12 protein-coding genes are annotated in these 11995 nt (G+C 42.9%); 8 read left to right on the top strand and 4 right to left on the bottom strand.

All coding sequences use genetic code 11. From position 1 onward, the window contains the following. Positions 1-64: 64 nt before the first annotated feature. Entirely contained in the window at positions 65-514 is a 450-nt protein-coding gene (locus tag B050_RS0118235; protein WP_018475401.1) for a MarR family winged helix-turn-helix transcriptional regulator, read from the top strand. A gap of 85 nt (positions 515-599) precedes the next feature. After that, positions 600-1127 carry a YceI family protein gene (locus B050_RS0118230; protein WP_018475400.1) on the top strand — a complete coding sequence of 176 codons (528 nt, stop codon included), beginning with the start codon at positions 600-602 and terminating at the stop codon, positions 1125-1127. Between the two features lie 122 nt (positions 1128-1249). On the opposite strand, the gene B050_RS0118225 is transcribed toward B050_RS0118230, so the two are convergent. Continuing rightward, complete coding sequence (locus B050_RS0118225; RefSeq protein WP_018475399.1) at positions 1250-1447, bottom strand: hypothetical protein; 198 nt, start codon at positions 1445-1447, stop codon at positions 1250-1252. A gap of 111 nt (positions 1448-1558) precedes the next feature. Here B050_RS0118225 and B050_RS0118220 point away from each other — a divergent pair, with 111 nt between their 5' ends. Beyond that, the gene (locus tag B050_RS0118220) at positions 1559-2767 is read left to right on the top strand and encodes an NAD(P)-dependent oxidoreductase (RefSeq protein WP_018475398.1); all 1209 of its coding nucleotides are present in this window, start codon (positions 1559-1561) and stop codon (positions 2765-2767) included. A 10-nt stretch (positions 2768-2777) separates the two neighbouring features. Continuing rightward, positions 2778-3431, top strand: coding sequence for a deoxyribose-phosphate aldolase (gene deoC, locus B050_RS0118215; RefSeq protein ID WP_018475397.1), 654 nt, complete (start codon positions 2778-2780; stop codon positions 3429-3431). Between the two features lie 9 nt (positions 3432-3440). Here deoC and B050_RS0118210 read toward each other — a convergent pair whose 3' ends face one another. Beyond that, positions 3441-4622 (bottom strand): Na/Pi symporter, encoded by a 1182-nt coding sequence (locus B050_RS0118210; protein WP_018475396.1) that lies wholly within the window; start codon positions 4620-4622, stop codon positions 3441-3443. Between the two features lie 330 nt (positions 4623-4952). On the opposite strand from B050_RS0118210, the gene B050_RS0118205 reads away from it, so the two are divergent. From B050_RS0118205 to B050_RS0118190, 4 genes are all read left to right on the top strand, one after another. Then, entirely contained in the window at positions 4953-6086 is a 1134-nt protein-coding gene (locus B050_RS0118205; protein ID WP_018475395.1) for a hypothetical protein, read from the top strand. A 122-nt stretch (positions 6087-6208) separates the two neighbouring features. Further along, positions 6209-6652 (top strand): nucleoside deaminase, encoded by a 444-nt coding sequence (locus B050_RS0118200; RefSeq protein WP_026236005.1) that lies wholly within the window; start codon positions 6209-6211, stop codon positions 6650-6652. A 111-nt stretch (positions 6653-6763) separates the two neighbouring features. Beyond that, positions 6764-7369 carry a superoxide dismutase gene (locus B050_RS0118195; protein WP_026236004.1) on the top strand — a complete coding sequence of 202 codons (606 nt, stop codon included), beginning with the start codon at positions 6764-6766 and terminating at the stop codon, positions 7367-7369. A gap of 223 nt (positions 7370-7592) precedes the next feature. After that, complete coding sequence (locus B050_RS0118190; RefSeq protein WP_018475392.1) at positions 7593-10025, top strand: outer membrane beta-barrel family protein; 2433 nt, start codon at positions 7593-7595, stop codon at positions 10023-10025. 274 nt (positions 10026-10299) lie between these two features. Here B050_RS0118190 and B050_RS0118185 read toward each other — a convergent pair whose 3' ends face one another. Both B050_RS0118185 and B050_RS0118175 read right to left on the bottom strand, forming a co-directional pair. Next, a complete protein-coding gene (locus B050_RS0118185) occupies positions 10300-10935 on the bottom strand; it encodes a hypothetical protein (RefSeq protein WP_018475391.1) in 636 nt (211 codons plus the stop codon). A 413-nt stretch (positions 10936-11348) separates the two neighbouring features. Continuing rightward, entirely contained in the window at positions 11349-11813 is a 465-nt protein-coding gene (locus B050_RS0118175) for a MaoC family dehydratase (protein ID WP_018475389.1), read from the bottom strand. Positions 11814-11995: the final 182 nt, after the last annotated feature.

Here is an 11995-nt window from a genome sequence, read left to right as displayed (position 1 = left end):
AAACTGAAACTTTTTTTATATTATATATGTATATACATTTATTGCTCAAGTATAAGAAAAAACTATGAAGCTAGAGGAGGAGATCAAGCAAAAGGAATTTAAGAGTGAGTACAATAAGGCAGTGGTGAATTTGCATTTTACCCAAAGCTATTTGATTACCTTTCAGGCCAGGCTATTCAAGCCTCATGGTGTTTCTCCTGAGCAATATAATGTACTAAGAATCTTGCGCGGGCATCATCCGGAGCCCATTACGGTGAGCTCTATCCAGGAGCGAATGCTCAATAAAATGTCCAATGCCTCCCGACTGGTGGAGAAGCTAAAGCAGAAGGGCCTGGCAGAGCGCAAAGAATGTCCCAGTGACCGGAGACAGGTGGATATTACCATTACCAGCAAAGGCCTGGACCTGCTGGGACAGCTCGACGAAGAAATTAAAAATTTTAACCATTCGATCATCAAACTTGATGAAAGCGAGGTAAAACAACTCAATGATTTACTGGATAAATTAAGAGGCTAAAGCTTGAAATAAAAAATTTTACCCAAATGTATGTATATACATATAATGTCTAAACTTAATTATTTAACTATTAAACAAAAATAATATGAGCACTATCAAATGGACCATTGATCCCACCCATTCAGAAATTAATTTTAAGGCCAAGCACCTAGTAATTTCTTCCGTAACAGGGAAGTTTAAGCAATTTGAAGGTCAGGCAGAGGCAGGCGCAGAGGATTTTGACGGCGCCAAAGTATCTTTCACGGCGGAAATCAGCAGCATAGACACCAATCAATCTGACCGTGATGCGCACCTTAAGTCAGCGGACTTCTTTGATGCGGAGAAGTATCCTGTATTGAAATTTGAAAATGGGCTGATCGAGAAATCAGGCGGTGACTATAAGCTCAAAGGGGAGCTTACGATCAAGGACATCACTAAGCCGGTGGTATTGGATGCGGATTTTGGAGGTATAGCAGAGGACCCTTACGGAAATACAAAGGCGGGATTTGAAATTGAAGGTAAGGTAAATCGGAAGGATTTTGGTCTGACCTGGAGCGCCATCACCGAGGCGGGTAATGTGGTGGTAGGAGATACCATCCGTATAATGGCCAATGTGCAATTTGTGAAAAACTAAGGTATTACCGTAACGATAAGCGGGAAATAGCAAGGAGCCTATGACTGAGGAGTTCCCAAGCGTCAAAAAGAACCTTAAGACTCAGAGAAATTCAATTTAATAATCAATAGAAGCCTTTCAGATTACTGAGAGGCTTCTTTGCTTGCTTTGTATTTTTTCCAATATAGACCTGGAAGAATGAGTGCTTTAAGTTTCCAGCTATTTTTTTCATTGATGCTCAGGTTTTCATCCCGATGCACGGCATTATACATCATGGAGGCCATGATAGCGTGAGCAAATAAGAGGATAAATAAAATCGCGTAAAGGATAAGTTCTGTCATTATTATGCTGGGTTAGGCATCAGTTTGCGGTGAATTTAGCATTTTTTATTTTTATATTGACAAGGCAAAGCAGCATCTTTGGTTTTGTTGATTCATAAGACAGTATAATTCATGATAAAAATAGGCTTAATAAGGGAGGGCAAGATCCCGATGGATAGACGTGTGGCTTTCAGTCCGCAGCAGGTACAGACGCTCAATACTCGGTACCAGGGCAAAGCAATATTCGTGGTTCAGAGCAGTTCGGTCAGGGCATTTAAGGACGAGGAGTATGCCGATTTGGGCATAGAGGTGGTGGATGATGTCAGAGACTGTGAGGTATTGATGGGGATCAAGGAAGTGCCCATTCCGTCGCTTATTGAGGGGAAGACCTATTTTTTCTTTTCGCATACGATCAAGGCTCAGCCCTATAATAAGGGTCTGCTGCAGGAGGTTCTTGCTAAGAATATCCGATTGATAGATTATGAGGTGCTGCGTAGTGGAGGAGATCGTGTGGTGGCCTTTGGTCGCTGGGCAGGTATCGTGGGAGCATATAATGGCTTATGGACCTATGGTAAAAAATCCGACTTGTTTGACCTGAAGAGAGCAAGAGACTGCTTTGACCTGCAGGAGCTATTGCAGGAAGCTAAGAAGGTCCAGTTACCTCCCATCAAGATGGTGATCACCGGAAATGGTAGAGTGGGCAATGGGGTGAAGGAGCTATTATTAGCCACGGGCATCAGGGAGGTAAGTCCAAAGGACCTGCTCAATACCTATTATGAGGAGCCGGTATTTGCTCAATTAAGCATGGAGGATTATAACCGACGGAAGACCGACGGTGGTTTTGATAAGGCGGAGTTTTATAGCGAAGCCGCAAAATATGAAAGTCATTTTCTGAAATATGCCGAAGTTAGTGATATTCTCTTTGCAGCAGCCTATTGGGACCCTGCGGCCCCCCGGTTATTTACGGAGAAGGACCTGCTGAGTGATGAGTTCAATTTGTCTGTGATCGCAGACATCACCTGTGATATCAGGGGTTCCATTCCCACCACCGTCATGCCGAGCACCATTGCTGAGCCGGTATATGATGTGGATCGGGAGACTATGGAGGTGGTAGAGGCCTTTGGAGAGCAGCATAGTATATCGGTGATGGCAGTGGACAATCTTCCCTGTGAGCTTCCAAGGGATGCTTCTGAGGATTTCGGAAGACAGTTGATGGAGAAGGTTATTCCAGCGCTTTTGGAGCATGATGTCCATCCCGTGATAGAGGAGGCTTCCATCACCAAGGCGGGTCAACTGACCTCTTATTTTGATTATCTGTCCAGCTATGTGCAGCCGGACTAAAAGACAGTAAATGAAAATCAACGAATATCTAGAGCATACTATGCTCAAAGCCGATCTCACCGACCAGGACATCTCTAAGCTGGTGGAAGAGGCGCGCAAATATCAGTTTGTAGGCGTATGTGTCCCACCATTTTGGGTGAAGCGTGTGAAGAGGGATTTGGAAGACCTACCCGTACAAGTGGTGACCGTGATTGGTTTTCCACTGGGCTACCAGATGACCGAGACCAAGATGGCGGAAGCCAAAATCGCCATTCGGGATGGGGCGGACGAACTGGATTTGGTATGGTCGATTACGGCTTTTAAGTCAGGGATGAACTGGCCGAAAATCGAAATGGCTAAGATGGCTGAATTATGCCATGAGTCGGGGAAGGTCCTCAAGGTAATCGTGGAGACGGCTTATCTGGATACTGATGAATTGCGTCAGGCCTGCAAGATGGCCACAGATGCGGGAGTGGATTATGTGAAGACCAGCACAGGGATGGCTTCCTCAGGAGCTAGGTTAGAAGATATACGCCTGATGCGCGAGATCTTGCCAGCGGGAGTTGGGATCAAGGCCAGCGGGGGGATCAGCACCTTGCAGCAAGCCCAGGATTTTATAGCAGCCGGTGCCGACCGTATAGGGACGAGCAAGGGGCATATGATCATGGAAGAAATCCGTAAGTAGGAGCTGAGGCTAGTGGGGACTAGAGGTGGAATCCACCTGCTCCACTTGGTCGTTATTGATTTTTAGATCTCTGACATCATCATTTTTATTGAAATAGATCAACATAAATGGAATGATAAAGAAGGCCAGCAGGATATAGGCGATACCGATTGCTTTTTGATCTGCTGCTTTCTTGCCAAAATACAAAGCGAGTTTCACAGGGATATTACGGATGGCCGGAAATGGAAGGAATATCACTGCGCCCACAAAGTTGAATAGGAAATGGACCAATGCGATGGCAATGGCGGCTTCAGTCTTAAAGACGGCTGCGATGGCGGCCGTGATGGTGGTGCCGATATTGGCTCCTATGATAAATGGAAAGACCTTGTTTAGGGCGACCTTTTTGGTGGCCACTGCCGGCACAAGAAGTGAGGTGGTCACGGTGCTGGACTGCACTGCTGCTGTAAAAAATACTCCATAGGCAAAGCCCCTGTAGGGATATTTGAATATATGCTTACTTACTTTCTTGAAGTTAGAACTTACGAAGGTTTTATAAACTGCCGAAGAGAGGATTTTTATGGAAATAAATAATAGGCAGACACTGATCACTAGGGCAATTATGGGGAAATTGATCCATTCGATAAGCTTGATACTTAGCGAGCGAGTGAAAATAATACTGTAGGAATAATCATCTCCCGCAGGTGAATTGGAGGAAAATAAGGCTTCGGAAGCAAATATCGCGACCTTGCTCACCAAGCCAAAGTAATATTCCAGCGGCAGGAGGATGATCACTGTGATGATATTGAATAGATCGTGCAGGATACCGGCTGAGATGGCTTTCCGAAATTCTGCTTTCTTCATGATATAGGTGAAAGAGACGAGAGTGGAGGTGATGGTGGTGCCGATATTAGCGCCCATCACCAAGGGTACCGCCTGCATAATGCTGAGGTTTCCGGAGGCTACCACGGCCACGATCATCGCGGTCACGGTGCTGCTAGACTGGATCAGTGCGGTCATCAATAGACCAATAAATAAGCCTACAAAGGGGTTATTGGTTGCCATGAAGATTTCATTGGCCACCTCATTATTAAGATTGAGCAGAGATACCGTGAGCAAATCTATAGAGATCATAAATAGCAAAAGAGCAAAAAGCATCTGCGCCGCTACTTTCCAGTGATAGTATTTTGATTTCTTTTCGGGTAATTCAGTCATTAAACTCAAAAGCTCTAAAGTATAAAAGCCTAATTTAGGCTAATTCACAAAATAAGTCGAATACAACCAAATAATTTTACAAAACATATGAAGGTTTTGTTAACATTATAAAATGGAAAAATAATTATAGAAAAACTTACCCATATTTTATTTGCGTATTCTTGGTCATTTTAGGATTTCGTTTTGCAACTAAAATAAAATGAAGCATATTGTGGCATGTTAAGCCTTTATTATCGAGGAGCGCGGGATGATTAACAATTTCATAATACGCAACTCTTATAAAGTTATTTAACTTTGTCCCCGAATAAAAAAAACGCCAAAACTAAATCTATGGCAAAGCTAAAAGATCAAAACATCAATCAGGACGCATTATCCAAAGCTGCCTATTCACTTTTTGATTTTACCAAGAAAGAAAAATCCTTTTTACTAGTACTGTGTATTTTGGTGTCTATTGCTGGTTTTATCACCCAATATACCTATGCAGCGATGTGGTTTGGATTTTCTTTGGCCGCTTATTCGGCTATTGGGAATGACAGTATTCAGACCATTGGTACCTTCATCGCCTCCAACCAAAAGAAAAAGTGGTATTGGTTGTGGTTTTTTATGGGGGGAATATTCGTAGTCACAGCAATTTACAGTTGGGTAACCTATGGCGGAGACGTGAGTTATCAGCGTCTTCACGTGAAAGGCCTGGACAAGGCCCCACAGGAATTTGTATTCTTACAGTTGGCAGCGCCGATTGTGCTTATGGTGATGACCAGGCTAAGAATGCCTGTTTCTACCACCTTCCTGCTGCTAAACGTCTTTACCTATAAGGCGGGTACCATAGCAGGGGTAGTTCAGAAGAGTTTGATAGGCTATTTACTGGCCTTTGTGATCGCCATATCCGTATGGTATGTCCTCGAGAAATTCGTGACAGGCTACCTTAAAGGGCAAATCAAGAGCTATTGGTATATCCTTCAGTGGGTGACTTCGGGGACCTTATGGGCCTTATGGCTCATGCAGGATGCTGCCAATATCGCGGTATTTCTTCCACGAGAACTTAATATCTACGAATTTATCGCCTATGCTGGCTTTATCTTCTTCGGAATGGGCTTCCTGTTCTACTTTAAGGGAGATCGAATACAAGGGATAGTCAACGAAAAAACGCAGGTTACAGATGTAAGAGCTGCCACCATTGTGGATTTTGTCTATTGTATCCTTCTATTTTATTTCAAAATGTACAGCAAGATGCCAATGAGTACCACCTGGGTATTTATAGGTTTGCTGGGAGGTCGTGAGATAGCGATCGCCATGGCGAAGTCTAAGAAGCTTAAGAAGCGTAAAGCAAGGCTCTTTAGAGCATTGATGATGGCACGAAATGATGTGGTAAAAGCCTTTATCGGTTTGGTCGTTTCACTGGTTCTCGCACTGGTGATCAATGAAGGCGTAAGAGAAGAAGTCATGAATTTGATATTCAAATAAAATTTTAAAGCGGCAATAGCCGCTTTTTTTTTGCCTCATTTTTAGCCTATTGATTGATAGATAATGCCGGGGCTTTGTACCGCGGATTATTTCCATTAACTTCATTGGCCAAACAGCAGGAAATGGAACTGTACACACCGGAATACTTTATGAATGAGGCTCTGAAACAAGCTCAGATGGCATTCGAGGATGGAGAAATCCCCGTCGGAGCCGTGGTGGTCTGCCGAAATCGCATCATCGCCCGAGCTTATAACCAAACTGAAAGGCTAAAGGATGTCACTGCTCATGCAGAAATCCTCGCTATTACCGCCGCATCAGGAAGCTTGGGCGCTAAGTACCTCACCGAGTGTGAGCTATATGTTACCCTGGAGCCCTGTATTATGTGTGCCGGGGCGGGCTTTTGGTCCCAGATGGGCGCCGTCCATTATGGAGCATCCGATCCCAAAAGAGGATTTAGCAGGCTTGCAGAACCTATTTTGCATCCCAAAACAAAAGTGTCCAATGGGCTTTTGGCGAAAGAGGCTAAAGACCTTATTGATCGCTTTTTTCTAAAGTTGAGAAAGTAGGAAGAAGCTAAGCTTTTTTAGAACTCTTTTGGCATAACTTTGGTTGTTTAGGGTGAAAGATTTTATACCGAAGTATTATTTTAAATGTTTAACCATAAAATTTTATAAACAATGGCTTTCGAATTACCAAAACTACCGTACGACTACAATGCATTGGAACCAAATATCGATGCTAAGACAATGGAGATCCACTACACTAAGCACCATAATGGCTATGTAACTAAGCTGAATGATGCCGTAGCAGGAACTGACCTGGAAGGTAAAAGCCTTGAAGAGCTTATGAAAGTGGCAGGATCTAATGCCGCTGTGAGAAATAATGGTGGTGGTCACTTCAACCACTCCCTTTTCTGGACTATCCTTTCCCCTAACGGTGGAGGAACTCCTTCTGGTGACTTGGCTTCCGAAATTGATGCGAAGTTTGGTTCTTTTGACAAATTCAAAGAAGAGTTTGAAAAAGCTGCCGCAACTCGTTTTGGCTCTGGCTGGGCTTGGCTTTGCGTAAGCGATAGCAAAGGACTATGTGTATGCAGCTCTCCAAATCAGGACAATCCACTGATGGATATCGCTGAATGCCCAGGTACTCCTATCCTCGGACTTGATGTATGGGAGCACGCTTACTACCTAAACTACCAAAACAGAAGACCAGATTATATCTCTGCTTTCTGGAATGTGGTAAACTGGGAAGAAGTAAGTAAAAGATATGCAGCGGCCAAATAATTTAGCCGTTCACCAATAAATTAACTGATTAGGTTCTGGAGCATAATGTGTCCAGAACCTTTTTTTGTGCTCATTATCGTACGGTATTTTTGTTCGATTCCGTACAGTGTTCTTAAAGTCCTGTCTTGTAAAATGCTCTTTAATAGCTATTTAAAGTATTTTTTTGATAATGGCACTACATTTTCAATAAAGATCTTGAATCTAATAAAATTTGATCCTTATCATGAAAATTCCTCATCAACTCTGTATTGCTATCTTTTCATTTTTTCTGCTGTCCGCAGAGACCCTCGCTGAGCAAGGCGCCAAAATCTCCGGAACGGTGATCGATGGTTCTGGACAAGCCATCCCATTCGCCAATATTTCTCTGCTGGAAGCATCTTCGGAGCGATTGATTACAGGTGTGGTTTCCGATGAGCAGGGTGAGTTTCTCCTTGAGACATCAGCCAGTCCTAAGCTTATCGTTCGGGTTTCTACCCTTGGGTTTAGCGTTTACCAGTCGGATACTTTCCAGCTCCTTCCCGGCAACCATAAGAAGATGGGGGCCATTCAGCTAGAGGAAGAAGCGACTGCCCTTGAGGAGGTGGAAGTGCGAGCCAGCCGTCCCGAAGTAACCATAGAGGCCGACAAGACCGTGGTCAATATAGAAGGAACGGTGATGGCAGAGGGTAGTAATGCCCTTGATGTGGTGGGAAGATCGCCTGGTGTATATGTGGATTCTGATGGTAATATCAACCTCAACGGTAGAAGTGGGGTGGTGGTCATGATCGATGATCGCCAGACGTATATGAGTGCCAAGGAGCTGGCTAATTTTCTGAGATCCATGCCTGCGGATAATATTAAGAGCCTCGAGGTGATCAATAGCCCCTCAGCAAAATACGATGCTGAAGGTGCCGCAGGGATTATAAATATCCGATTGAAGAAGAATGATAGCGATGGCATCAATGGAAATCTCCAGATGGGAAATTATTATAATGGCCGACATGCACCGTTTGTAGGTGGGTCTCTGAACGTCAGGAAAGGGAAATGGACGACCAATGCCAGTCTCAACTATAACTCTTGGGTGAGGAATGCAGACCTAAGCATCATCAGAAGGTTCCAATTGGAAAATGGCCCTTCGGTATTCGATCAGGATGCTTTGCTAAAAATGGGAGGTAATAACGTCTTCTTTACCGGAGGTGCGGATTACCAAATCAATGAAAAGCATAGCGTGGGGGCTACTTTCCAGGCCAATGATTATAATGGCAAAGATGATAATACCTCCCTGACCACTGTCACCAATCCGGACAATCAGGATATCAATTACCTCTCTTCTTTAAATGATAATAGCAATACCAATAAAAGGTTTTTTACTAATATCCACTATATCGGCAATCTTGATACTCTGGGTACCAAACTATCCGCGGATTTCGATTATACTGCCGTGGATGGTGGTGGGCTTAGCACACTTTCCAACCGCAATTGGGTAAATGAGGATTTGACGGGAGGTACTTATGGGCAGATCCTGACAGACAATAATATGAACTATACCATTCTTACTGCCAAGGCGGATTTCACTAAGCCATTGAGCGAAAAGGCTACCCTGGAAGCAGGACTTAAAGGGAGCTGGGTAGAATCAGATAATCAACTTATGATCTCAAAAAGTGAGGAAGATGGCCCCTTCGTACCTGATGCCAATAGCAATCACTTTATCTATAATGAAGATGTATTGGCAGCCTATACTTCGCTGAAGGCTCCCATAAATAAAACTTTCAACTTCCAGGCAGGGCTAAGACTTGAGTATTCCAATATTACGGGAAATTCAGTCACCCTGGAGCAGGTGAATAAGCAAAAGTATGTGAACCTCTTCCCTAGTCTATTCCTGCAACAAAAAGTGTCTGATAAGTATTCCATCAATTATACCCTTAATAGAAGGATTACCAGACCTAATTATAGAATGCTAAATCCATTTGTTTTCTATATAGATCCGCTGACTGTGGAGGAGGGTAACCCCTATTTGAAACCGCAGTATTCCACAAATTTTGAGATGAGTCATGTCATCAACAACGCCTTCCAGTTTACCCTAGCCTATTCACGGAACATCGATTCCTTTGGTCAGGTGATGATGCAGGATGATGAAACACGTAAGACGGTGCTGCAGGTGCAGAATTTTGAAAAATCTGATGATCTGAGCCTTAGGATAATGGCTCCTCTGGAGATCGCCGAATGGTATAGCACCTCCAATATGCTGCAGGTCTATTATAAGTCCTACCAGTCTCAGCTGGGTGAAGACTTCCTGGATATCAGTCAGGTCTCGTATATGGCACGGACCCAGCATAATATCACCCTGCCTAAAGGATTTAAAATCGAAGTCGCCGCATTATACCTTAGCCCCTTCCTGGAAGGTCAGCTAGAGCTGGATGGCTTTGGTTGGGTGGATGCTGGAATCACCAAATCCTTCAAGGATGATAAGTTCAGCCTTACCCTCAATGGAGATGATATCTTCAGAACGAGAGAGGTTACTGGTCAGGTAGAATTTGGGGATATCAATACCCAAATCAGACAGTATAATAATCAGCAGGCGGTACGTCTGACCTTCAACTGGAAGTTTTCTAAAGGGGAGAAATTCAAAGTCTCCAACAGAAGTGGAAGCACTGAAGAAAGAAATCGCTTAGACTAAGGGTGATAATAACGGAAAATTTAATTTTGGTTTAACATCAAAAAAAGCAGCTTTTTTTAAGAGCTGTTTTTTTGTTACACTTTCACCCAAGCACTAATCCATGGTTGATCCTCACGTTTCGTGCCCGAGGCTCACTTCTATTTTATATGACGCTTATCAGGATCAATAGTATTTATCATTATTCATTATATCCTGAGGAACTAGTGTGGCTTGATCAGCGGCCATTAGCCCGGCTAAAATCGGGAAGCTGCGGTGTCGCTAATGTCGGTGTCCTTTATAAACTCAGCTGCGCATAGGCTGAGGAGAGGTATAGTGTGTCATCGGAGAGGCTTGTGGGTGCCGTGGCCTTTGGTTTTACTGCTGCTGCCTTATACCAGTTGCCATTTACCTTGTGGAAAATCAGCATTTCCTTGCTGTATTCTTCGGGGGCGTATTTATCTATAATAATAAAGGCGTACTCATGATCATCCCAAAATACCGGCCTCGATATTTCATAGAGAAATTGTGGCTTGCCTTCGTTGCGAATATGTTTTTTGATATAGGAACTGTTGCTTTTGCTTACGAGTTGCAGGCCAATTTCATTCGCTTTGAGGCAGGAGAATTTGATAGGTTTATAGTTCTTTTTGGAGCATAAGGCTTGGGATTTAAAACTAATTATTTCTTCCTTGACAGTGATGCCTAAATGGGTAAAACTCAATAGCTGCCCAGGACTGGCTTTATTTTCACAGAAAAGCTGATTGATAGAGTCCTTCCAGAGGAGTCGAGATTCATCGATCAAAAACACTTCGTGTCCATTCGACAAATGCTCCTGCATATAGGTGTCCAGTAAGGCGTAAGTTTCCTGATTGTCCTTAATATGGCAGGAAGCCAGGAAGGGAAGTATGACTAAGAATACTAGTATGTTTTTCATAGCTGCGGTCTTATTTGATTTCTAAACGTTGACTATATGGGCTGTATTAATCTATCTGCTGAAGGTAGTATAGGGGATGCTGAAGATTAATAGTAATGAATTAAACTTTGCCTGTGGATGGCTGGCCGAAATGCACCGTTGATTAATTGTGATTTCTGGGTTTGTATTTAGTTAAATACTATAATTGAGAAACATACTATTTAATTTTTAATCCCACAACTAATCAGCTACGCATCCCTACGCAAAAAGTGAATTATATAATAATTTATTTTTATTGTACTAAATAATCCTTAAGATCTCCTTTTGGGATAGGGATTTGATAGAAAAAAATAATGGGCAATGCCCAGCTCGGCATTGCCCATTATAGAAAAGACCAAAAGGGATGGCTTGATCTTTTTGAAGGTTCAAAGAGATTATTTGAAATGATATAGGAAAACCAATTTTCCAGTAAAGGCGGGTTTTCGCTGATCTTTTATCTCCAATTTGATCTCCATCTCGGTTTTTACAGTTCCACGGAGATTGGTGATATTTGCTAGTTTGGCATGAAGCCTCACTTCACTATCCACCACGACTGGCTGTGCAAAGCGCAAAGACTCTATTCCGTAGTTTACTAACATAGTAAGGTTGTTTACCTTCACTATCTGCTCCCATAGATAGGGGACGATCGATAGGGTGAGGTATCCATGAGCGATGGTGTTTCCGAATGCACCTTCTTCCTTGGCTTTTTCTGGATCGGTATGGATCCACTGATGGTCTAAGGTTGCATCTGCAAACTTATTGATTTGGTCTTGGGTGATTCGTAAGTATTCTGATACTCCCAGATTCTGACCAATATGTTTTTCAAACTCCTCGAAACTATTGATTTCTATTTGACTCATTACCTAAATGTTTTATTCAAATGACGAATATACTGAAAAGGGAGGAATTGTGAAAAACTGAATCCGAATTGCCTCCTTCCCATCTTTGCGGCCTTGGTATTAAGTGAACGTTTAATTGTCGGGTTTTTCTTTTTTTATGATATAAATCATAAAGAAATCGATGGCGAAAAAATATGGATTTT

Source organism: Echinicola pacifica DSM 19836, assembly GCF_000373245.1.
Taxonomy (GTDB): Bacteria; Bacteroidota; Bacteroidia; order Cytophagales; family Cyclobacteriaceae; genus Echinicola; species Echinicola pacifica.
This window is presented reverse-complemented; position numbering and strand designations above follow the sequence as displayed.

Excerpts from the sequence above, each read along its gene's own strand:
- B050_RS0118235 (WP_018475401.1), top strand. The coding sequence starts at position 65 with ATGAAGCTAGAGGAGGAGATCAAGCAAAAGGAATTTAAGAGTGAGTAC.
- B050_RS0118230 (WP_018475400.1), top strand. The coding sequence starts at position 600 with ATGAGCACTATCAAATGGACCATTGATCCCACCCATTCAGAAATTAAT.
- B050_RS0118225 (WP_018475399.1), bottom strand. The coding sequence starts at position 1,447 with ATGACAGAACTTATCCTTTACGCGATTTTATTTATCCTCTTATTTGCT.
- B050_RS0118220 (WP_018475398.1), top strand. The coding sequence starts at position 1,559 with ATGATAAAAATAGGCTTAATAAGGGAGGGCAAGATCCCGATGGATAGA.
- deoC (WP_018475397.1), top strand. The coding sequence starts at position 2,778 with ATGAAAATCAACGAATATCTAGAGCATACTATGCTCAAAGCCGATCTC.
- B050_RS0118210 (WP_018475396.1), bottom strand. The coding sequence starts at position 4,622 with ATGACTGAATTACCCGAAAAGAAATCAAAATACTATCACTGGAAAGTA.
- B050_RS0118205 (WP_018475395.1), top strand. The coding sequence starts at position 4,953 with ATGGCAAAGCTAAAAGATCAAAACATCAATCAGGACGCATTATCCAAA.
- B050_RS0118200 (WP_026236005.1), top strand. The coding sequence starts at position 6,209 with ATGGAACTGTACACACCGGAATACTTTATGAATGAGGCTCTGAAACAA.
- B050_RS0118195 (WP_026236004.1), top strand. The coding sequence starts at position 6,764 with ATGGCTTTCGAATTACCAAAACTACCGTACGACTACAATGCATTGGAA.
- B050_RS0118190 (WP_018475392.1), top strand. The coding sequence starts at position 7,593 with ATGAAAATTCCTCATCAACTCTGTATTGCTATCTTTTCATTTTTTCTG.
- B050_RS0118185 (WP_018475391.1), bottom strand. The coding sequence starts at position 10,935 with ATGAAAAACATACTAGTATTCTTAGTCATACTTCCCTTCCTGGCTTCC.
- B050_RS0118175 (WP_018475389.1), bottom strand. The coding sequence starts at position 11,813 with ATGAGTCAAATAGAAATCAATAGTTTCGAGGAGTTTGAAAAACATATT.